The 21,234-nt window shown below is 67.7% G+C and carries 22 protein-coding genes; 6 read left to right on the forward strand and 16 right to left on the reverse strand.

The window, feature by feature from the left end; translation table 11 throughout:
- Positions 1–5: 5 nt before the first annotated feature.
- From FRZ61_RS06535 to FRZ61_RS06560, 6 genes are all read right to left on the reverse strand, one after another.
- A complete protein-coding gene (locus FRZ61_RS06535; protein WP_151115884.1) occupies positions 6–824 on the reverse strand; it encodes an ABC transporter permease in 819 nt (272 codons plus the stop codon).
- 4 nt (positions 825–828) lie between these two features.
- Positions 829–1,815, reverse strand: a complete 987-nt coding sequence (locus tag FRZ61_RS06540) for an ABC transporter permease (protein ID WP_151115887.1) — start codon at positions 1,813–1,815, stop codon at positions 829–831.
- A gap of 104 nt (positions 1,816–1,919) precedes the next feature.
- Complete coding sequence (locus FRZ61_RS06545) at positions 1,920–3,062, reverse strand: ABC transporter substrate-binding protein (protein ID WP_191909327.1); 1,143 nt, start codon at positions 3,060–3,062, stop codon at positions 1,920–1,922.
- Between the two features lie 331 nt (positions 3,063–3,393).
- Positions 3,394–3,738, reverse strand: coding sequence for a P-II family nitrogen regulator (locus tag FRZ61_RS06550; RefSeq protein ID WP_151115891.1), 345 nt, complete (start codon positions 3,736–3,738; stop codon positions 3,394–3,396).
- Positions 3,739–3,755: 17 nt separating this feature from the next.
- Positions 3,756–5,033 (reverse strand): ammonium transporter, encoded by a 1,278-nt coding sequence (locus tag FRZ61_RS06555; RefSeq protein WP_318526364.1) that lies wholly within the window; start codon positions 5,031–5,033, stop codon positions 3,756–3,758.
- Between the two features lie 275 nt (positions 5,034–5,308).
- Positions 5,309–6,196 (reverse strand): SMP-30/gluconolactonase/LRE family protein, encoded by an 888-nt coding sequence (locus FRZ61_RS06560; protein ID WP_151115895.1) that lies wholly within the window; start codon positions 6,194–6,196, stop codon positions 5,309–5,311.
- Between the two features lie 145 nt (positions 6,197–6,341).
- Here FRZ61_RS06560 and FRZ61_RS06565 point away from each other — a divergent pair, with 145 nt between their 5' ends.
- Positions 6,342–7,394, forward strand: a complete 1,053-nt coding sequence (locus FRZ61_RS06565) for an ABC transporter ATP-binding protein (RefSeq protein ID WP_151115897.1) — start codon at positions 6,342–6,344, stop codon at positions 7,392–7,394.
- Between the two features lie 121 nt (positions 7,395–7,515).
- On the opposite strand, the gene FRZ61_RS06570 is transcribed toward FRZ61_RS06565, so the two are convergent.
- From FRZ61_RS06570 to FRZ61_RS06595, 6 genes are all read right to left on the reverse strand, one after another.
- The gene (locus FRZ61_RS06570) at positions 7,516–8,271 is read right to left on the reverse strand and encodes an SDR family NAD(P)-dependent oxidoreductase (RefSeq protein ID WP_191909328.1); all 756 of its coding nucleotides are present in this window, start codon (positions 8,269–8,271) and stop codon (positions 7,516–7,518) included.
- 10 nt (positions 8,272–8,281) lie between these two features.
- On the reverse strand, positions 8,282–9,049 hold the full coding sequence (locus FRZ61_RS06575; RefSeq protein WP_151115901.1) for an SDR family NAD(P)-dependent oxidoreductase: 768 nt from the start codon (positions 9,047–9,049) through the stop codon (positions 8,282–8,284).
- Between the two features lie 2 nt (positions 9,050–9,051).
- The gene (locus FRZ61_RS06580) at positions 9,052–9,837 is read right to left on the reverse strand and encodes an ABC transporter permease (protein ID WP_151115903.1); all 786 of its coding nucleotides are present in this window, start codon (positions 9,835–9,837) and stop codon (positions 9,052–9,054) included.
- A complete protein-coding gene (locus FRZ61_RS06585) occupies positions 9,834–10,661 on the reverse strand; it encodes an ABC transporter permease (protein ID WP_151115905.1) in 828 nt (275 codons plus the stop codon). Before FRZ61_RS06585 ends, FRZ61_RS06580 begins: the two co-directional genes overlap by 4 nt.
- A gap of 37 nt (positions 10,662–10,698) precedes the next feature.
- Entirely contained in the window at positions 10,699–11,853 is a 1,155-nt protein-coding gene (locus FRZ61_RS06590; protein ID WP_151115907.1) for an ABC transporter substrate-binding protein, read from the reverse strand.
- Positions 11,854–12,049: 196 nt separating this feature from the next.
- Complete coding sequence (locus tag FRZ61_RS06595; protein ID WP_151115909.1) at positions 12,050–12,430, reverse strand: methylglyoxal synthase; 381 nt, start codon at positions 12,428–12,430, stop codon at positions 12,050–12,052.
- Positions 12,431–12,789: 359 nt separating this feature from the next.
- On the opposite strand from FRZ61_RS06595, the gene FRZ61_RS06600 reads away from it, so the two are divergent.
- A complete protein-coding gene (locus FRZ61_RS06600; protein ID WP_407657928.1) occupies positions 12,790–13,611 on the forward strand; it encodes an ArgK/MeaB family GTPase in 822 nt (273 codons plus the stop codon).
- Between the two features lie 84 nt (positions 13,612–13,695).
- Positions 13,696–14,988 carry a hemolysin family protein gene (locus FRZ61_RS06605; protein WP_151115911.1) on the forward strand — a complete coding sequence of 431 codons (1,293 nt, stop codon included), beginning with the start codon at positions 13,696–13,698 and terminating at the stop codon, positions 14,986–14,988.
- A gap of 169 nt (positions 14,989–15,157) precedes the next feature.
- On the opposite strand, the gene FRZ61_RS06610 is transcribed toward FRZ61_RS06605, so the two are convergent.
- The 3 genes from FRZ61_RS06610 to ygfZ form a co-directional block, all read right to left on the reverse strand.
- A complete protein-coding gene (locus FRZ61_RS06610; RefSeq protein ID WP_151115913.1) occupies positions 15,158–15,625 on the reverse strand; it encodes a hypothetical protein in 468 nt (155 codons plus the stop codon).
- Positions 15,622–16,707: a DmpA family aminopeptidase gene (locus FRZ61_RS06615; protein ID WP_151115915.1), complete on the reverse strand. Its 1,086-nt coding sequence runs from the start codon at positions 16,705–16,707 to the stop codon at positions 15,622–15,624. The genes FRZ61_RS06610 and FRZ61_RS06615 overlap by 4 nt, the downstream gene beginning before the upstream one ends.
- A 214-nt stretch (positions 16,708–16,921) precedes the next feature.
- Positions 16,922–17,851, reverse strand: coding sequence for a CAF17-like 4Fe-4S cluster assembly/insertion protein YgfZ (gene ygfZ / locus FRZ61_RS06620; protein ID WP_151115917.1), 930 nt, complete (start codon positions 17,849–17,851; stop codon positions 16,922–16,924).
- A 125-nt stretch (positions 17,852–17,976) separates the two neighbouring features.
- Between ygfZ and FRZ61_RS06625 the strand changes: the two genes are divergently transcribed.
- From FRZ61_RS06625 to FRZ61_RS06635, 3 genes are read left to right on the forward strand one after another with little or no spacing between them, the layout of a single operon-like run.
- The gene (locus tag FRZ61_RS06625; RefSeq protein WP_151115919.1) at positions 17,977–18,522 is read left to right on the forward strand and encodes a hypothetical protein; all 546 of its coding nucleotides are present in this window, start codon (positions 17,977–17,979) and stop codon (positions 18,520–18,522) included.
- A gap of 19 nt (positions 18,523–18,541) precedes the next feature.
- Positions 18,542–19,330 carry an enoyl-CoA hydratase/isomerase family protein gene (locus tag FRZ61_RS06630; protein ID WP_151115921.1) on the forward strand — a complete coding sequence of 263 codons (789 nt, stop codon included), beginning with the start codon at positions 18,542–18,544 and terminating at the stop codon, positions 19,328–19,330.
- A gap of 43 nt (positions 19,331–19,373) precedes the next feature.
- Complete coding sequence (locus tag FRZ61_RS06635) at positions 19,374–19,871, forward strand: GNAT family N-acetyltransferase (protein WP_151115923.1); 498 nt, start codon at positions 19,374–19,376, stop codon at positions 19,869–19,871.
- 7 nt (positions 19,872–19,878) lie between these two features.
- Here FRZ61_RS06635 and FRZ61_RS06640 read toward each other — a convergent pair whose 3' ends face one another.
- Positions 19,879–20,898, reverse strand: a complete 1,020-nt coding sequence (locus tag FRZ61_RS06640; RefSeq protein WP_151115925.1) for an alcohol dehydrogenase — start codon at positions 20,896–20,898, stop codon at positions 19,879–19,881.
- Between the last annotated feature and the right edge of the window lie 336 nt (positions 20,899–21,234).

Raw genomic sequence — 21,234 nt, forward strand, 5'->3', positions numbered from 1 at the left:
GACGCTCAGGTCGCTTCCGCGCTTGCGGCCGGCTTCTTCTGCAGGCCGATCCGCCGCAGCCGCTCCGACAGGAACACCACGAGGAACGAGACTCCCAGGATGCAGGAGCCCAGCGCCAGCACGCTGGGGAGCTGCGAGGGCAGCCGGAGCTGGCTGAAGATGAAGAGCGGCAGCGTCGCCTCGTTGCCGGCCAGGAAGAAGGCCAGCAGGAACTCGTCGAAAGAGGTGGTGAAGCAGAGCAGGACGCTCGCCACGATGCCGGGCATGGCGAGCGGGAAGGTGATGCGCCAGAAGGTCTGCCAGCTGTTCTCGCCGAGATCGGCGGAGGCTTCCTCCAGGTTTTTGTCGAAGCCTTCCAGGCGCGACATCATCACCAGCATCGAGAAGGGCACGCAGATCAGCACATGGCCGGCGATGATGGTGTAGAGCGAAGGGTCGATCTTGAAGACGTTGAGCACCAGCACCAGGAGCGCGATGCCGAGAATGATGCTGGGAATGACCAGCGGCAGCAGGATCATGCCGCTCACGACGCCCCGGCCCGGCAGGCGGAAGCGGGTCATCGCCTTGGCGGCGAGGATGCCGAGGATGGTGCTGATGATCGAGGCCGAGATGCCGACCTTGAGGCTGTTGCCCAGCGCATGGATCAGGGCATCGTTCTCCACCATCTGGGCATACCACTGGAAGGTCAGCCCTTTGAGCGGAAAGGCGACGAAGATGCTGTCGTTGAACGAGAACAGCGGCAGCAGCAGCACCGGCCCGTAGAGGAAGACGAGATAGAAGAGGGCGTAGCCGACCATCGGGTCGACGGAGGAAGGCCGCTTCATGGCGTCAGATCTCGCGCCGCGACAGGCGGCCCCGGCCGACGAACCAGAGGAACAGGCAGACCATGATGGTGATCGTCATCATCGACACCACCGAGACCGCCGCGGCGAGCGGCGCGTTGTTGCCCTTGCTGAAGAGCGACTGGACCACGTTGCCGATCATGATGCCGTCGGTGCCGCCGACCAGGGTCGGCGTGATGTAGTCGCCCACGGTCGGGATGAAGACCAGGAGGCTGGCGGCGATCACGCCCGGCAGCGAAAGCGGCAGGGTGATGCGCAGGAAACGCTCCAGATGGCCGTCGCCCAGGTCGGTCGCGGCCTCGAGCAGCGAGCGGTCGATCTTCTCGAGCGAGACATAGATCGGCAGGATCGCGACCGCGGCCCAGGCATGGGCCAGAGTGATGACGACCGCGAAGGGATTGTAGAGCAGGAACTCGAGCGGCTTGTCGATGATGCCGAGGCTGACCAGGCCCGAATTGATCACGCCGTTGAAGCCCAGGATGATCTTCCAGGCGAAGACCCGCAGCAGGTAGCTGGTCCAGAACGGCACCGTGATCAGGATCAGCCATGCCATCTTGTGCCGCTTGACCCGGAAGGCCAGGAAATAGGCCATCGGATAGGCCAGCACCACGACCGCGGTCGTCGCCGCCAGCGACACCAGGATCGACTTGAACAGCAGCAGCAGATAGATCGGCTTCTTCAGATAGAAGGGGATGCCGAGGAAATGGGCGGCCTTGTCGGACGGCTCGAAGATCGTCCAGTAGTTGTTGAGGGTGAAGGTGTAGTCGATCGACACGTAGGTCTGGGTGAAGAACGACAGGCCGACCATGCCGACCAGCGGCACGATCATCAGTCCGATCATCACCAGCAGGGTCGGCGACAGCAGCAGATAGCCGCGCACGGCTTCGTTGCGATAGAACCAGGCCCGCAGCCGCTGTCCCGTCGGCAGCGGCGGCAAGGCCTGGGAGGGCAGGCTTTCGGATGCGCTAACCATCGTGGCGCGTCTCTCCCGGCGTCAGATGCAACAGGCGATCACCCCCTTCGGGCCGGCCGTCGCCCGGCGGCCTCGAGGCCGCCGGGTGAAACCGTCCAAGGCCGTCAGATGCCGGCCTTGACCTCTTCATACATGGCCTGCAACACCGGCTCGTTCTTGATCGTGGCCTGGAAATGGCCCGCCTTGATGTAGGCGTCGATATCGCCGGGCGTCAGGCCGCGCTTGGTGAGCTCGTCGGCGGGGATGTGCGAATAGACGTTCTTGTTCGAGTGGCCCATGCCGAAGGTATTGACCCAGTAGACGCCCGTGTCGACGCTGAGATAGGCGTTGACCAGGTCGTAGACCATGTTCTCCATCTCGGGCTTCACCCAGGACGTCATGGCGACGCCGCAGGTCCAGGTCATGGGCCCTTCCTTCGGGATCATGAAGGCGGAGGGGATGCCCTGCTTGGAGAGATTGAGGATGGTGTCGTTCCAGGAATCCGCCGCCACCAGCTCGCCGCTGGCCAGCGCCTGCTGCCAGCCGGTGTTGTCGTTGGTGTAGAAGCGCAGCAGCGGGCGCTGCTGGACCATCAGGTCCTTGCAGTGGGCAACCTCGGCCTCCGTCATGTTGAACGGATCCTTCGCACCCGAGTAGATCGCGGCCGCCATGACGCCGTCGATCAGGCTGTCGATCATGGAGAGGCGGCCCTTGTATTTCTCGTCCCAGAGGATGCCCCAGGTGTGCTTCTCCGGCGGCACGTATTCCGGCGCCAAGTCGGTGCGGAAGGTCACCGAGGTGAGGCCCCACCAGGCGGGCACCCACATGCGCTTGCCGCCGATGACCGTGTCCGGGACGTTGTCGAGCGCCGGGATGATCTCGGGCCAATGCTCCAGCCGCGAGGTGTCGATCGGCTTCAGGAAGCCGAGGTCGTTCCACTTGTTGACCTTGTAGGAGCAGGGCATGACCATGTCGGGGTGGAAGCCCGAGCGCATCTTCGACTCCGCTTCCTCCTCGTCGCCCCAGATCGAATAGTTGGGCGCCTTGCCGTACTTCTTGTCGAATTCCCCGTGCATCTCGGCGGCGTCGTAGCCGCTCCAGGTGAAGACGGTCGGCACGCTGTCGTCGGCCAGCGCCCGGGTACGGCCCGTCGGCATGAGCGCCACCGCCAGCCCGACCGAGGCCATGGCGCGCGCGAATTTGCGCCGGGTCATGCGCCCATATTTGATCTCGTCGATGAATTTCTCGATATCGCGTTTGGTCTCCATGGTCGTCCTACTCCCTGTCATTAAAGATTTTTTATGATGGCCTGCGAGCCGCGACACGTGCGGAACCCTCGATAGGGCCCGCACCCGGCGCCTGCCATCACCATAGCGCGCAGGGCGGCCTATAGGAATATTTTAGGATTACTTGAGACGGGACAGGCAGTTGGTCCGCCCTGCCGAACGCATGGCGGGGCGGGCCGGTTCAGGGACGCGCAGACCGGTCCTCCCGGGGGTCGGGTGGCCTTTCTCCCGGTGCGGCCGGACGGGCTGGAATCCGGAGATTCCGGCCCGTCATGGGGCCCGCCCGAGGCGGCGGCGACCCTTGCCCGGGGCGCTACAGCGCCGCCACGTCGGCGTCGATCCTGCCGCTCTTGATCTGCACGGTCCGGGCCAGCTCCAGCACATAGATCCGCCCGTCGCCGACGCTGCCCGTCGTGGCCGCGTCGCGCAGCGCTTTCACGGCCCGGTCGGCGAGCTCGTCGGAGACCGCGAACTCGATCTTGGTCTTGGGCAGGAACCCGACGCTGAACTCGGCCGCGCGATAGAACTCGGTATGTTCCTCGCTGTCGCCGAACCGGCGCACCTCGTAGGCGGTGAAGGCGCCGATGCCGAGTCCGACCAGGGCGTCCCGGACGTTCTCGAGCCGGTGCGACTGGATGACGGCAATGACGTATTTCATGGCGTTCGCTCCCCGGCTCACATCTCGTAGGCGCGCTGTCCGTGCAGCGCGATATCGAGGCCGACGGTCTCGGTCTTCTCGTCGACGCGCAGGCCGATCGTCTTGCGGATCGCGAACAGGATGATCCAGGTCACGGCCGCGCAATAGGCGATCGTGGCGAGCGTGCCCCAGAGCTGCGTCAGAACCTGACCGGCATTGCCTTCGATCAGGCCGGGCACGCCGCCGATCGAGGCCGAGGCGAAGACGCCGGTGAGGAGCGCGCCGACGATGCCGCCCACGCCATGGATACCGAAAGCGTCCAGGGAATCGTCATAGTTGAACTGCCGCTTCAGCGCATTTGCCCCCCAGTAGCAGGCGACCCCCGCGATCAGGCCGATGGCGAGACCGCTGGCGGGTCCGACGAAGCCGGCGGCTGGCGTGATCGCCACCAGCCCGCCCACGGCACCGGAGATGAGGCCGAGCCCGCTCGGCTTGCCGCGCAGGATCCATTCGACGGCCATCCAGGACAAGGTGGCGCCGGCTGCGGCGATCTGCGTCACCGCCAGCGCCATCCCGGCGCGCCCGTCGGCCGCGAGCGCCGAGCCGGCATTGAAACCGAACCAGCCGAACCAGAGGAGCGCCGCCCCGACGACGGAGAACGCCAGGCTGTGCGGCGGGAAATGCTCGCTGCCATAGCGCAGGCGCTTGCCGATCACGAGCGCCGCGACCAGGCCGGCGACGCCGGCATTGATATGGACGACGGTGCCGCCCGCATAGTCGAGCACGCCCTCGCTGCCGAGGAAGCCGCCGCCCCAGACCCAGTGGCAAACCGGCGTATAGACGAGCAGCACCCAGGCCGCGTTGAAGACCAGCATGGCGGAGAACTTCATGCGGTCGGCATAGGCGCCGGTGATGAGCGCCGGCGCGATCACGGCGAAGGCCATCTGGAAGGTCATGAAGACCGATTCCGGGATCGTGCCCACGGTCGAGCCGATCTCCATGCCGCCGAGGAAGAGCGCGCCGAACCCGCCGACGAAGGCGTTGCCCGGGCTGAAGGCGAGGCTGTAGCCGGCGATCATCCACACGACGGAGACGAGCGCGCAGGTCGCGAAACATTGCACGAAGGTGGCAAGCACGTTCTTCTTGCGCACCAGCCCGCCATAGAAGAGCACGAGGCCCGGCACGGTCATCAGGATGACCAGCGCGGTCGAGACCAGCATCCAGGCGGTGTTGCCGCTGTCGATGGCGCCATCCTGCGCCCGGGCCTGCGGCACGACCAAGACCAGGGCCGCCAGGGCCCAAGCACCCACCTTCATGCTCCCCGTCACTGGAGCACGCATTGCGACAAGCCGTGTCATGATACCCCCCGGTTGCGAAGCGCGATCATCCCTGGTCGAACGGTACAGCCGCCAAGGCGTGACGATTTATGACCATCGTCTTACGGTCGCCCGGCATCCGTCCGTTCGAGGCGATCTTGTCGCTCCGAACCGGCCTTGGCAAGTTGGGCGGCGGGCGCAAGCGTCCGTCTAGGAAATTATGCGGGAGCGCCGCGCGGCCCTTCGCCTGCTGCCCCCTGCCAAGAATCGCAGCGTCAGCGCTCTTCCGGCTTGAACAGCGGCTCCGGCAGCCCGGCGATCGCCACCTCGCGCGCGAAGAGCGCGCCGCCAAGATCGGTCGGCGGCTTGTCGGATGTATGGCCCGTGGTGACGTAGAGCGTCTTGAGGCCGGGCCCGCCCAGGCAGCAGCTGGTCACGTCGGGCACCGGCAGCGCGATCTCCTCGAGCCGCGTGCCGCCGGGATCGAGCCGCAACACCTTGCCGCCGCCATAGAGCGCGCACCAGATATTGCCTTCGCTGTCGGCCGTGAGCCCGTCCGGGAAGCCGTCCTCGGGCGCGAAGCGGTGGAACTCGGCCGCCTCGCCCAGCCGCCCCGTCGCGGGATCGAGCGCATAGGCCAATATGCGCCCGCCCATGCTGTCGCTGAAATAGAGGCGGTCGCCCGAAGGGCTGAAGGTCGGGCCGTTCGAGACCACGAAGCCGCTGTCGCCGAGGCGCCAGTCCTGGCCCGAGCGCGTGGAATAGAAGATGCCGCGCGGCAGCTTCTCCTTGGCGTCGAGCGTGCCGACCCAGTAGCGGCCCTGCCGGTCGACCTTGGCGTCGTTATAGGCGATGGCGGCGCGGCCCTGGTTGGGATCGCCGAAGAGCTGGAGCTCGCCGGTGTTCCGGTCGAAGTGATGGACGCCGTCCTCGAGCGCGACGAGCAGCCTTCCGTCGGCGCAGAAGACCAGCGAGCCGATCGAGTCATGGCCGGCGATGATCCAGTCCCGCTGCTGGCCGGTGGCGGGATCGCGGCGATGGACGGTGGGTCCGTAGAAATCGATCCAGTAGAGCGCCCGCTCCGTCGGATGCCACAGCACGCTTTCGCCCAGCTTGTCGCGTCCCGGTGTAACGATCTGCCAGTCCGAGGCGGGCGCTGTCATGGAGAGACGGTCCTTTCCGGGCGGCGGCGCATGCTTGAGTTCCCCGAAGCGCAGGGTAGAGTTCCGCCCCGAGGCTCACAATAGCGGACGCGGGTCCGGCATTCCGGAAAGCCCGCGCGGGTTCGAAGCAGGGGGACGTGACCCGATGACCAGCGACATCGCCGTGCGTCTGGCCGGCGTCGGCAAGAGCTTCGGGCCGGTCGCCGCGGTGCATCCGCTCGATCTCGAGATCCGGCGCGGGGACTTCCTCGCGATCCTGGGTCCCTCGGGCTGCGGCAAGACCACCTTGCTGCGCATGATCGGCGGCTTCGTCGAGCCCAGCGCCGGCACCATCGAGGTCGACGGCCAGGACGTGACGGATCTGGGCCCCGAGCGCCGTCCGACCAACATGGTGTTCCAGGGCTACGGCCTCTTTCCGCATATGAACGTCCGCCAGAATGTCGGCTATGGGCTCAAGCTCAAGAAGCTGCCGGCCGAGGACATCGCGCGGCGCGTCTCGAAGGTGATGGCGCTGGTGCGGCTCGAGGAATATGGGGACCGCGCCGCGACCGAGCTCTCCGGCGGCCAGCAGCAGCGCGTGGCGCTCGCGCGCGCGCTGGTGATGGAGCCGCGCGTGCTGTTGCTGGACGAGCCGCTGGCGGCGCTCGACCTCAAGCTGCGCCAGGCGATGCAGGAGGAGCTGCGCCGCATCCACCGCGCGATCGGCGGCACTTTCGTGTTCGTGACCCACGACCAGGGCGAGGCGCTGGCGCTCGCCAACCGGATCGCGGTCATGAATGCCGGCCGCATCGAGCAGCTGGGAGCGCCGGAGGAGATCTATTTCGCTCCGGCCAGCCGCTTCGTCGCCGGCTTCATCGGCGAGGCCAATCTCCTCAAGGCGAAGCGCGGCGGCGGCCGGATCCATGCTCAATGCGGCATCGAGTTCGCTTCACCCGGCGCCGACGGCCCGGTCGCGATCGTCATCCGTCCGGAGGCGGTGCGGCCGCTCTCCGACGGCGCCGGCGCCGATCTCGCCGTCACCGGCGTCGTCGAGGAGGTCGTCTTCCTCGGCACCCACAACAAATATGTCCTGGCGCTCGCGAGCGGCGAGAAGCTCACCGCCCAGGACCGCCCCCACGCCCCGCGGCTCGAGGTCGGCCAGAGCCTGCGCGTCGGCTGGGTTCAGGCGGAACAGCGGGTGATCGAGGACCGGGGATGACAAGAAACGCGGAGGGCGCGACGCTCTTCCGTCACCCTCGCGAAAGCGGGGGGCCCTGTCGACCCAGCGACGCAAGCTGAACGCTGGGTCCCCGCGTTCGCGGGGATGACAGGGGAAACAATTACACCCGCTTCCCCATCGTCACCCCGCCATCGATCACGATCAGGTTCCCCGTCATGAAGGAGGCGCGCGGGGAGGCGGCGAAGAGGATCGCCTCGGCGATCTCCTCGGGGCTCGCCACGCGGCGCAGCGCCGGATAGGCCTCCCAGACCTGCCGCGTCGCGGCGGGGTCGGGCGTGGCCTCGAGGCTCTTGCGCATCATGTCGGTCTCGATCGGGCCGGGACAGACGCAGACGGCGCGTACCGCGGGCGCCAGCTCGATCGCGAGCGCTCTTGTGAGCCCGATGACGGCGCCCTTGGTGGCGCAATAGGTCGCGAAACCCGGATAGCCCAGGAGCCCGGAATCGGAGCCGATATTGACGATCACGCCGCGGCGCGCGCGCAAAGGCTCGAGGAGCGCCCGCGACAGCACCCAGGGCGCCGTCACATTGATCGCGAAGCTGCGCTGCCAGAGGGCGAGATCGGTGTCGGGGATCATCGCCTCCATCAGCACGCCGGCATTGTTGACGAGCACATCGACGGCGCCGGCCTGCTGCGCGAGGCGGCGGCAGGCGGCGCGGTCGGCGAGATCGGCGGGAAAGCCCTGGACGCGACCCGGATGGTCCTTGGTCAGGCCGGTGACGGCGCGGGCGACGCCGTTGCCGTCATGGCCATGCAGGATCACCTCGGCGCCGCGCTCGAGGAAGAGCCGGGCCGCGGCGAGGCCCAGCCCGCGGGTGGAGCCGGTGACGAGGACGCGCTTGCCGGAGAATTCCATGGCCGCCCCCTCAGAACCGGCCGGCGGTGCTGCCGCCATCGATGGCGAGCGCCGCGCCCGTCATGAACCCCGCGGCGGGCGAGCCGACGCAGAGCACGAAATCGGCGATCTCCTCGGGCGAGGCCAGCCGCCCCAGCGGATGATAGGCCTCGAAGGTCCGGTAGTAGGTGGCGGGATCGGGACTCGCTTCGGCGCAATCGCGCATCAGTTCGGTATCCATGGTGCCGGGGCAGACCGCATTGACGCGCACGCCGTCCCTGGCGAGCTCGAGCGCCAGCGCGCGGGTCATCGTCACCAGCCCGTGCTTGGCCGTCACATAGGCGACGTTGTTGGGGATGGCATGGAGCCCCAGCTCCGAGGCGATGTTGATGACGCTGCCCTTGGAAGAGCTGAGCCAGGGCTGGGCGGCCTTCACGGCGAAGAAGCTCGCGCGCAGCACGACGTTGAGATGCAGGTCCCAATGGGCGTCGTCGGTCGCCTCGATCGGCCGCTCGATATTGACGGCGGCGTTGTTGACCAGGAGATCGAGCTGCCCGAAGGCGCGCACCGCCTGCTCGACGGCGGCCTCGGGGCCGCCCGGCTGGGCGAGGTCGGCGGGTGCCGGTGTCAGCCGCTCGCCGCCGCCCAGCTTCGCGATCGCGGCCGCGACCGCTTCTGGCGTGCGGTCGTTGATGGCGACCCGGGCGCCCGAGGCATGGAGCGCGCGGGCGATGGCGAGGCCGAGCCCGCGCCCGGCGCCGGTGATGAGGGCGGCTTTGCCCGAATAGTCGATCTGCATGTCTATCCCCGATAGCGGCTGAGGCGCAGCGCCAGGATGGTCGAGCCGATGCTGAGCGCCAAGAGCAATGTCGCGATGGCGTTGATGGTGGGATCGAGCGAGGTCCGGACCAGCCCCCAGACCAGGGTCGGGAGCGTGTTGCCGGCGCCGATGGTGAAGAAGGCGATCACGAAATCGTCGAGCGAGATCGAGAGCGCGATGAGGCCCGCCCCGACGATGGTGGGCTGGATGATGGGGAGCGTCACGGTGAAGAAGGCCCGGAGCGAGGAGGCGCCGAGGTCGCGCGCGCTGTCGACGGCGCTCCAGTCGAAGCTCGCGAGCCGCGCATAGACGATCAGCACCACGAAGGGCTGGGCGATCACCACATGGCCCAGCACCACGGCCCAGAGCCCGAGCGGCACGTCGAGGAAGCGCACGAAATAGCTCATCAGCGAGACGCCGATGATGAGGGCCGGCATCATCATCGGGATGCTGAGGATGTTGATCAGGAGACCTGCCTGCTTCGGCCGCAGCCGCGAGAGGGCGAGGGCCGCCAGCGTGCCCGTCGCGATGGCGAGGAGCGCCGAAGCGAAGCCCACGATCAGGCTGTTCTCGAAGGCCGGCCAGAAGGCGTCCTTGGCGAAGAGCTTGCGGTACCAGTCGAGGGTGAGGCCCGTCAGCGGCAGGCTCGTCAGCGCCGACTGGTTGAAGCTGAAAAGGACGACCAGGAACAGCGGCAGCGCCATGAAACCCGACACCAGCAGGATCAAGGCGCGCCAGGCGAGATCGGAGACGGACTGCGCCTTCATGGCCGGAGGCTTCGCCGGAAGAGGGCCCTCAGGACCAGCACGATCGCCAGCGACAGCAGCATGGCCGAGAAGGACATGGCGGAGCCCTGCGGCCAGTTGAAGCCCAGGGAGAATTGCAGCTCGATGAAATGGCCCATCATCGCCGCTCCGCCGCCGACGAAACGCGGCGTCACATAGTCGCCGGCCGAGATCAGGAAGGCGAGGGTGAAGGCGATGACGATGCCCTTCTCGCATTGCGGCAGGATGACGTCGCGCATCACCGCCCAGCGCTTCGCCCCCAGGTCGCGCGCGGCCTCGATGGTGGCGGGGCTGATCGCGCGCAGGTTCCCGTAGATCGGCAGGATGGCGAAGGGCAGCAGGAAATAGGTGAGGGTGATGATGACGGCATTGGTGTTGTAGAGGAAGGCGTCGATCGGCTGGCCCACCAGCCCGAGTTCCAGGAGTGCCTGGTTGAGGATCCCGTCGCGCCCCAGGATGCTCTTCCAGGCGTAGATCTTCACCAGATAGCCGCCGAAGAGGGTGATGAGCGCCAGGAACAGCAGCGGTCCTTCGAGCCGGCCGGCCTTGAATCGCACCGCATAGGCGAAGCCGAAAGCCAGCAGCGTGGTCACGGCCGCGATCATCAGCGCGACCGCCATGGTGTTGGCCATGGAGTCCCAATACTGGACCCAGGTCGCGACATAGTTCTTGACGGTGAAGTCGGGCCGCAGGATGCGCGACTTCACCGACCAGAAGCTGATGGCGAAGAAGAACAGCAGGGGCGCCACGAACACGCCCGCATAGACGAGACCGGCCGGCACGAGGGGCCAATGCTTTCGTCCCATGGCCGGCCGGTCCCTTATCGGTCGGAGCTTCGCTCCATCACGCCTTCGACAGGCGCTGATACTCGTTCAGGAAGTCGTCATAGGTGGCGGTGTCGTCCTTCGATTCCGAGGGCGGCACCGGCTGCAGCCGCGCCTTCTGCATGAAGCCGTCGATGTCGGCATAGTTGTAGGATTCGGCGAGCTCCTTCGGCAACAGCGGAATGGTATCGCGGTTGGTGATGCCGGCGCTCTGCTCGGTCGCGAAGACGCGCTGCGGTTCCGCCGACAGGATGTGGTTCATCATCTTGTAGGTGAGGTCGACATGCGGCGCATCCTTGGGGATGCAGAGGCAGTCCATGAACATGCCCGTGCCTTCCTTGGGGATCGTGTATTTGATGGTCTTGCCCTTGCCTTGCGTCCAGACCGCGACCGCCTCCCAGCCGATGGCCGAAACCACGACCTCGTTGCGCGCGAAGGCGTCCGACATGTCGCCATAGGTGGCGAAGAAGGCGCGGGCATGGTTCTTCTTGATGTCGATCAGCTCGTCGATGACCTTGACCATCTCGGCCTTGGTCAGGATCGTGCCCATCGGCTTGCCGGTCACGACCGTGCCCCAGATCAGGAGATTGCCCAGCGGGTCGTCCACCATCGCGACCTTGCCCTTGTATTCGGGCTTCTTGATGTCGAGCCAGCTGGTCGGCACCGTGCCGACAGCGGCGGGATCGTACATCAGCGGCAGCGAGCCCCAGTTCCAGGGCACGCCCTGCAGCTTGCCCTCGTAATGGATCGCGTCCTGCTTGATGAATTGCGGGATCAGCTTGGGCAGCGGCTCGATCCTGGATTCGTCGATCGGCTCCAGGAGCCCGCCCTCGGCCATGATCGGCAGGTAGCCGAAATACATGGTGATGATGTCGGTCTTGCCGATGCCGCCGGCCTGCAGCTTGGTGATGATCTCCTCGTTGGAGGAGATGAAGGTCGGCTGGAAGTCGATGTCGTTGTCGGCGAGGAAGCTGCCGCTCTGGATCGGCGTCTCGTAACCCTGCCAGCCCATCCAGGTCATGGTGGTCTTGGCCCAGGCGTTCTTCGGAGCCAGCGCCAGCGCGCCGGCCCCGGCGATGCCTGCGGCCCCGGCCCCCAGCGCGCGGCGGCGCGAGAGCGAGGAACGCAGCGACAATTCCAGCATGGCCCGTTGCGACGGGGTCGGATCCTTCATGGTGCGGCCTCCCAGCCTGCCCTGTTCGTCGATGCTCGCGTCCGTCGTCGGGCGGTGGGCCGCCCTGTTGCCTTCCGGAATTTCGTCTCATCCGTCTTCGCGAAGGCGAGAAGCGATTCCGAAATACCGGACACGATTGCAGATTATTGGAGCATAACGGGCGCCTCCGAGACAACGGGCCAGATGGCCAGGACGCTCACTTCCCGAGCAGCCCTGCCTTCACCAGGAGATCCGCCGTCGCGGGATTGAAGGCGCAGGGAACGTCGTAGACGAGGGCGAGGCGCAGCAGCGCTTTCACGTCGACATCGTGCGGCATGGGTGTCAGCGGATCGGGGAAGAAGATCAGCGCGTCGATCTTGCCCTCGGCGATGAGCGCGCCGATCTGCTGGTCGCCGCCCCAGGGGCCGCTCTTCACCGTCTGCACGGGGACATCGGGGCAGGCCTCGCCGACGACGCGGCCCGTGGTCGCGGTCGAGACGATGCGGTGGCGACGCAGTTCCTGATGGTGCCGCGCGACCCATTCCGCCATGTCAGGCTTCTTCTGGTCATGCGCCACCAAAGCCAGCGTGAGTGCCATGGAGCTGCCTTTCGAAAATCTTTCGCTTGCCCTGAAACCATCTTTATCCGCTTCGGGGCTGTCGTCACGAGCCTGACGTCGAAACAGGACGCGAACATGACGATTCCAGGGCCGATCCACGGCGTTTTGTCACGGCTGGGCTCGCTGTGGCGCCGACGGCGGTTGTTGGGGCGGGGGGCGGGATTGCGCTACAATTCGGCCGAACCTGGCCGGGGCGCTGCACGGCACCCGCCCGGCCACCGGCAACAGACGGAATTCCCACCCTGCCATCGCTTTCCGAACTTCGCGGCTCCAAGGCTTCCCTGGCCCGGGCGTTGGCGGCTCTCGAACATTCTCCGCAGGCGCCCGAGAACCTGGATTTGCTCGATGCGGCCTATGCGGCACCGGCGGCACAGGTGATCGGCCTGACCGGCCCGCCCGGCGTGGGCAAATCGACGCTCGCCGGCGGCCTCATCCGTGCCTATCGCGCGCAAGGAAGCCGTGTGGGCGTGATCGCGGTCGATCCCTCCTCGCGCCGCTCGGGCGGCGCCCTGCTCGGCGACCGCACGCGGCTCCAGACCGATCCCGCGGACGAGGATGTGTTCGTGCGCTCGATGGCGGCGCGCGACCGTCTGGGCGGGCTCGCCGACCTGACGCTCTCCGCCATGGTGCTGATGCGCGCCCTCTACGATCTGCTGCTGATCGAGACGGTCGGCGTCGGCCAGTCCGAGACCGACGTGGCCGAGGCGGCCGACAGCGTCCTCTTCTGCGTGCAGCCGGGCTCGGGCGACAGCCTGCAGTTCATGAAGGCCGGCATCGTCGAGATCCCCGATCTCGTCGCCGTCACCAAATCCGACCTGGGCCAGGCCGCGATCCGCGCGCGTGCCGATGTGAAAGGCGCGCTCGGTCTCGCGGCCGAGGAACAGGGGGGCTGGACCGTGCCGGTGCTGCTGGTCGCCGCCACGACGGGCGAGGGCGTCGACAAGCTCGTGGCCGAGCTCGCGCGCCACTGGAACTGGCTGGGCGAGCAGGGGCGCCTCGCTGCGCGTCGCGAGGCCCAGGCGCGCCACTGGCTCGAGGCGGGATTGCGCGACCGGTTCGGCCGCGAAGGGCTGGCGCGGGCGGGTGCGCTCGATCTGCCGGCGGGGCGCTCGCCCTTCCGGGTTGCGACCGAGATCGCGAAGCGCCTGAGCAAGCTCTAGGATTTCCGAGATTTCGATCGGCGGGACCCGCGATCCGGGGCCTCCGCTATGATAGGTGTTGTGACGGGGGTGGGGAGGGTTGAATTGGTTGTCGTCGAGGTGCTGATCGTCCTGGCCCTCATTGCGCTCAACGGCGTGCTGGCGCTTTCCGAGCTCGCCATCGTCTCCGCCCGCCGGGCCCGGCTCAAGGCCATGGCGGCCAAGGGCAATCGCGGCGCTTCGGCGGCGCTGCTCCTGGCCAAGAATCCCGGCCGCTTCCTCTCCTCGGTCCAGATCGGCATCACGCTGGTCGGAATCCTCGCCGGCGCCTTCAGCGGCGCCACGCTCGCCGAGCGGTTCGCGGGCTTCCTGGTGACGAAGGGGCTCGGGATCGAGCTCGCCGACACGGTGGCCTTCGTCCTGGTGGTCGCGGTCACGACCTATCTTTCGCTCATCATGGGCGAGCTCGTGCCCAAGCAGATCGCGCTGCGCAACGCCGAGGGCGTGGCGGCGCGGGTGGCCCGGCCGATGATGATGCTGGCGCGGATCGCGAGCCCGCTGGTGACGCTGCTCGACCTCTCCTCGCAGGCCATGCTGCGCCTGTTCGGCCAGCGCGGCGAACCGGAGCAACAGGTGACGGAGGAAGAGATCAACACGCTGGTCGCCGAAGCCGCTTCCACCGGCGTGGTGGAGCCCGCCGAGCATGCCATGATCGCGAGCGTGATGCGGCTGGGCGACCGCCCGGTGCGCGCGGTCATGACCCACCGGCGCGACGTGCATTGGCTCGATCTCGATGCCGACGAGGCGGCCAAGCGCAAGACGCTGCTCGAGGCGCATCATTCGCGCCTGCCGGTCGCCCATGGCACGATCGACGAGGTGATCGGCGTGCTCGATCTCAAGGAGGTGCTCGATGCCTGCCTCGAGAACCGGCCGATCGACTGGAACGCCCTGATCCGCAAGGCGCCGGTCGTGCACGAGAACATCGACGCGCTCGACGCGATCGAGATCTTCAAGAGCTCGAAGGCGCATCTGGCGCTGGTGGTGGACGAATACGGCACCTTCGAGGGGCTGGTCACGACCGGCGACATCCTGGCCTCGATCGCGGGCCAGTTCCACGAGGGCGGCGACGAGGCGAGCCCCGGCGCCACGCCGCGCGCCGACGGCTCCTGGCTCGTCGACGGCGCCATGCCGGTGGACGAGATGGCGGCCCTCCTGCATCTGAGCCTGCCGGCCCCGCGCGATTACGACACCGCCGCCGGCCTCGCCCTCGATCAGCTCCGCCGCCTGCCCAAGGCCGGCGAGACCTTCACCGCCTATGGCTGGCGCTTCGAGATCGTCGACCTCGACGGCAGGCGCATCGACAAGATTCTCGCGACCCGGCTCCCGGCGGAGGAGTAGCGGCTACCCCTCCCCCTACCCCCTCCCGCAAGGGGAGGGGGCTTGAGTTCTTCCGCCCCTGTTTGCGGGGCGCTCGAAAGTTCGTTCGGGGCAATCATAGGAAATTTCTAGCCCCCTCCCCTTGCGGGAGGGGGTAGGGGGAGGGGCATTCACAGGGTGACGACAATCGTTACCGCGCGAACAGATCCACGTAGTCCGCCGCCACGTCGCAAGGGTTGTCGATCGCCTGGAGGCGCCAGTATTTCTTGCCGGGCTTCATCAGGAAGTCGGCCTCGACATCGCGCCGGCAGGGCTTGCCCTCGTTGATGTAGCTGACGCGGGTCTCGATCCAGCCCTTGAAATGGAACGTCCGGAGGCCGACGGCGAGGATATCGCCCTCGAGCGCGAGCCAGTCGCCGGCGCTGTCGCCGCGGCCCTCCTGGCGGCCGGTCAGATGCAGCGTGCCGTCGCGGTCCTCGACCCGGGCCTTGCCCATCTGCTCGAAGCTGCCATTGCCGATCCATTGCAGCGAGAGCCAGAGCGGTCCCATCAGCTTGGCCTTGCTGCTGTCGCTGTCGACCTGCGTGGCGGCATGCACGATGCCGGCGACGCCCATGGCCAGCAGCAGGACGAACAGAAGACCGAACGCGCGTTTCACCGCGGTGCTCCGATCGTTCCCGGGGGGCGATAGCGCCGCATCACCTCGAGCAGCTTGTCGTGCGGCAGCGCGTAGACGATGCGGTTCTGGAATCCCACCATGGTCTCGGCCGCGACCAGCGCGTTGAGGATCGCTTCCTCGGTCGCCTCCGCCGCCGCCTCGAACAGCGGCGTCATCTCGTCGGGGCCGACGGATTTGAGCTCGCTCACCTTGTGGTCGGGGCGCACCGTGTTGGCCGTCGAGAAGGCGAGGAAGATGTCGCCCGAGCCGTTGGCGCCGATGCCGCCCACCCAGGCGAGGCCGGTGGTGGCGCGGCGCGCCAGGCGCTGGCATTGGATCGGGATCAGCGGCGCGTCGGTGGCGAGGATCACGATGATCGAGCTCTTGGGCTCGAGGAACCGCTCGCTGGGCACGATCTCGGTCCCGATCTCGCGCCCCACCGGCACGCCGTTCACGCGCAGCAGATGCCGGCGCCCATAGTTCGACTGCACCAGCACGCCCACGGTGTAGCGCCCGCCCGCGGCCTCCACGGCGCGCGAGGCGGTGCCGATCCCGCCCTTGAACTCGTGCGTGATCATGCCGGTGCCGCCGCCCACGCAGCCCTCGGCGACGGGACCGCCCTTGGCGCCGGCCAGGGCCTCGAAGGCCATCTCCTTCGTCACCGGTTGGGCATCGGCATCGGAGAGCCAGCCGTCCCAGGTCTCGGCCGTGACCGGCAGGTGGAAGGGCAGCTCGATCTTGCGGTCGATCGCGTAGGTGCAGATCGCGTCGCGCACCACGCCCACCGACAGCGTGTTGGTGATGCAGATCGGCGCGCCGATCAAGCCCTGCTCGGCGATCCAGGGCAGGCCCGTCATCTCGCCATTGCCGTTGAAGCTGTGGAAGCCGGCGAAGCACCAGTCATGCCAGACCGTGTCGCGCGGCCAGATCGCCGTGACGCCGGTGCGCACCACGCGCGGGGAATCGGCGATCAGCGTCGAATGGCCGACCCGGACGCCCGCGACGTCGGTGATGGCGTTGAAGGGCCCGGGATCGAGCCGGCCGGTGACGATGCCGAGATCGCGAAGGCGGGGACGGGGCATGGGGCAAGCTCCTGCAAGCGATGATTCCGATCGCGCGGGAGGCTAGCGCAGATTCGTGGCGGGCGCATGAGGGAGGGGAGAAATGCGCTCGGTCTGTCCCTTCCCCCGGAACGGGGGAAGGTCAGGAAGGGGGCTGCGCGATATCGATACCGAGCGGCCCCCTCCCTAGCCCTCCCCCGCGAAGGCGGGAGAGGGGACATATCTATGTTTATGGCTAAGCCAGCGTCTCCGGCAGCCGGACCCAGTCCGGCTTCTTCGCCGTGAGCTTGGCCTCGCCGGCATAGAGCGCGGGCGGCGTGGCGGTTCCCTCGACCAGCTCGAGCCGCAGCAGGGCGAGACCGATGCCGTTGGCGGCCGAGCGCATCTCGCCGGCTTCCCGGGTTTCTTTCGTGGTGGGATCGACCAGCATGACGGGCGTGCCCGGTGCTGGCACGGGGCCCTCGATCGCGACCGGCATCAGCCGCTTGCGCACGAGCCCGCGATAGCGTGTGCGCGCCGTCAGTTCCTGGCCCAGATAGCAGCCCTTGTTCCAGTCGATCGCATGGAGCTCGTCGAAGCCGTTCTCGAGCAGGATGGCCTTTTCCACCGGCAGGTCGCGGCTGCCGTCCGGCACGCCGAGCGACAACCGCAGCCGCTCATAGGCCGCCGCATCGCCGGGCTTGAAGCCGGCCGCTTCGAGCGCCGCCGCGGCGCCCTCGCGCGGCAGCACGGCACGGGCACCCAGGGCCGGCAGCCGCGGATCGACATAGACGACACCGCCGGCGAAGGGCTTCGCGGAACCCGGTTCGGGCAGGAGTCCCAGCGACCTCAAGACGCCGTCGCCATAGAGCAGCGCCACCGCATGGCTCGCGGTCGCGTCGGCGATCGTCACCTTGGAGCGCAGCTTATAGAGCGAAAGCCGCTTCTTCAGGTCGTCGCGCCGCGCCGCTTCGCAATCGACATAGAAGCTGCCGCCCGCCTCGGCGAGGAAGAAGTCGTGGAGATAGCGCCCTTGCGCGGTCAGGAAGGCCGAGTAGAGCGCCCGGTCGGGAGCGGTCTTGGCCACATCGTTGGAGACGAGGCCCTGCAGGAAAGCCACCTTGTCCTCGCCGGCGATGGCGAGCAGGCCGCGGGTCTCGGGCAGGAGATAGAAGCTGTCGGACATGGTCCTAAGATCGGTGAGGCTCCCGGCCTTGGCAAGGGCGCTACGGCCCCAATCTCAGTGGGGAAATGGCCCTTGCCCCCGCGGCCCGGAGCGTCTCGAATCCGCGCAGGAAACGGGGGACTCCGATGGGCTATTTCGACGGCCTGACCGACGCCAGCTTCCGCAAGGACGCCCAAGGCCGCGACGTCTTCTATCCTTACGGTTCCTGGAGCCGCGGCCGGATCCTGCCGGACGACGAGACCGCGGCGCGGCTGCGCGCCTCGATCAAGCGCTTCTATGTCCTGCTGATGCTGGGCCTGCCGCTGCTCGTCGTCATCGTCCGCCAGGCGCAGCTCTCCCTTCTCTATCTGCTGCTTCTGGCCCTGGCCTGGGTCGGGATCGCCGCCGTTTATCTGGAGAGCCTGACGCGGGGCCTGCCTCGTTCCGAGGAGCGCCTGACCTGGCGCGAAAGCGTGGCGAATTCGCTGCGCGGCCACAGCATGCTCGGCCTCGTCCTGCTGGCGATCGTCAGCGCGGGTTTCGTGGCGCTCGGCGTCTTCATCCTGTCGCTGGACCCGGCCGCCAATCTCGGGCTGGCCCTGGCGGAGATCCTGTTCTTCGGATTGTGCCTCGTGGTGTTCCTGGTCATGCTGGTGCTGAAATTCCGCCAGGGACGGGCAGGCTTGAAATGACGACGAACCGGCACTCGAGATGACCTCGACCGTTTCCGATTCCGTGCTGCTGACGCGCGAGGGCGCGGTGGCGGCGATCACGCTCAACCGGCCGGACCGGCTGAACGCGCTCGATCTCGCCATGTGGCATCGGCTGGGCGAGGTGCTGGGCGAGATCGAGGCGGATCGATCCTTGCGGGCCGTGCGGCTGCAGGGCGCGGGGTCGGCCTTCGCCGCCGGGGCCGATCTGGCCGAGTTCGCCCGGACGCGCGCCACGACCGCGGATGCCGAGGCCTATGGCCGCGTCATGGTGGCGGCGCTGCACAAGCTGCGCGATCTGCCCTTGCCGACGGTCGCCATGATCCGCGGGGCCTGCGTCGGCGCCGGCCTCGAGATCGCGATCATGTGCGACCTGCGCATCGCGGCTGAAGGCAGCCGTTTCGGGGTGCCGATCCAGAAGGTGGGCGTGGTGATGCCCTGGCCCGAGCTCGGCGACCTGATCGACACCGTGGGCCGCGCCACCGCGCTCGAGATCCTGCTCGAGGGGCGGCTGTTCGATGCGGCCGAGGCCGCGGCCAAGGGGCTCGTCACGCGCGTGGTGCCGCCCGAGCGGCTCGAGGCCGAGCTGGCCGAATGCTTGCGCCGCCTGACCGAGGGCTCGCCGCATTCGCACCGGATGCATAAGCGCATGGCCCGCCGGCTGGCCGATCCCCGCCCGCTCAGCGCGGAAGAGCGGCGCGAGGCCTATGCGGCGGTCGAGAGCGCCGACTACCACGAAGGGTTGGCGGCCTTCGTGGAGAAGCGCAAGCCGGGCTTCCGGGGAGAGTGAAAATCCGGATGGGAACCTCCGAGCTCGATCCGGAGCCGCGCTGATGGACATCCGTCCCGAAGCGGCCGGCGATGCGGAGGCCATTCGCCGGGTGACCCGTGCCGCCTTCGAAGGCAAGGCCTATAGCCGCCAGACGGAAGCCGCGATCATCGATGCCTTGCGGGCGGCCGGCGCGCTGACGATTTCGCTCGTCGCTGTCGAGGAGGGCGAGATCCTCGGCCATGTCGCCTTTTCGCCCGTCGCCGTCGGCGGCATCGACCGGGGATGGTACGGTCTCGGTCCCGTGGCCGTCCGGCCCGACCGGCAGCGCCAGGGCATCGGGCAGGCTCTGATTCGCGAAGGTCTCCGCCGGATCCGACAACGATCAGCGGCCGGGGTCATCCTCGTCGGCGACCCCGGCTATTACGCGCGTTTCGGGTTCGTGAGCGATCCGGCCCTGCGCTACCGCGACGTTCCGTCGGCCTATATCCAGCGGCTCGCCTTCACGAAGGACGTTCCCAGCGGCGAGATTGCCTTCCACGCCGCGTTCGACGCCCGATGAAGGCGGTTCACTTCCCCGTCGTCAGCACCATGCGGAAGCGGGCGTCGCCCTTCATCATCTTCTCGTAGGCTTCGGCGGCGCGTTCGAGCGGCATGGTCTCGATCATCGGCCGGATGTCGGCGAGCGCGCTGAAGGCCATCGTGTCCTCGGAATCGATCGAGGTGCCGGAGGGCCAGCCCTGGACCGCGCGCCGGCCGCCGATGACGGTGAAGGGCGGGACCTCGATCGGGTCCGCCGAGGCGCCGACCACGATCAGCTTGCCGTCCACGGCCAGGCCGCCGAGCGTGGCGCTCATCGCCTTGCTCGCGGTGACGGTCGAGAGGATCACGCGGGCACCGCCCAGCTTCTGCAGGGCCGCGGCCACGTCCTCCTTGTTGCTGTCGATATAGCGATGGGCCCCCAGCTTGCGGGCGAGCGGCTCCTTGTCCTGGCCGCGTGCGATCGCGACGGTGTGGCAGCCCATCTTCGCGGCGAACTGCACGCCCAGATGGCCGAGGCCGCCGACCCCGAGCACGGCGACGAGATCGCCGGCGCGGGCGCCGCTGTTGCGCAGCGCGTTGAAGGTGGTGATGCCGGCGCAGAGCAGGGGCGCCGCTTCGGCCGACGAAAGCTCGTCGGGCACCGCGGCCAGCGCTTCGAAGGGCGCCAGCATGTATTCGGCATAGCCGCCGTCATAGGAGATGCCGGCGACCTGCCCGTTCTTGCAGGTGAGGAAATCGCCGCGCCGGCAGGAGGTGCAGTGGCCGCAATGGCCGCCATACCAGCCGACGCCGACCCGCTGTCCGACCTTCCATTCCGGCACGTCGGGGCCGAGCGCGTCGATCACGCCCACCACCTCATGGCCCGGCACGCGCGGATACTGGATGCCGGGGAAGAGGCCCTGCTTCGTGAACACGTCGCTGTGGCAGACGCCGCAGGCCTGCACCTTGATGCGGACCTGCCGGCCCTTGGGCACGGGGATCTCGCGCTGGACCAGCTCGAACGGACCGTTGGCGGCGGTGACCTGTACTGCTCGCATGGTGGGCATCGTTATTCCCCTTCGGATATGTCGCTCGAGAGATGGTGGGGGCGGGGCCGGGAAAAAGCTATTCGCCTTTGGTTTCGGGCATGGGGAAGAGGCGGCGGGCGACGCCTTTGTCCCTTCCCCCTCGAGGGGGAAGGTCAGGACCTGTCCTCCGCAGCTCGAAGAGCGAAGGAGGAAGGGGGATGACGCGATATCGATACCGCGCAGCCCCCTCCCTGACCCTCCACGGGATCGGGGGAGGGGGACAGTATCTGCAGTTCTCCCCACGCTTGACTCCGGTCTCCAGACTATCTAGAACAAAACATGAACATCGAGCGGAACGGGTGGTTCCTGGGCCCG

The sequence above is a fragment of the Hypericibacter adhaerens genome (assembly GCF_008728835.1).
Lineage (GTDB): Bacteria > Pseudomonadota > Alphaproteobacteria > Dongiales > Dongiaceae > Hypericibacter > Hypericibacter adhaerens.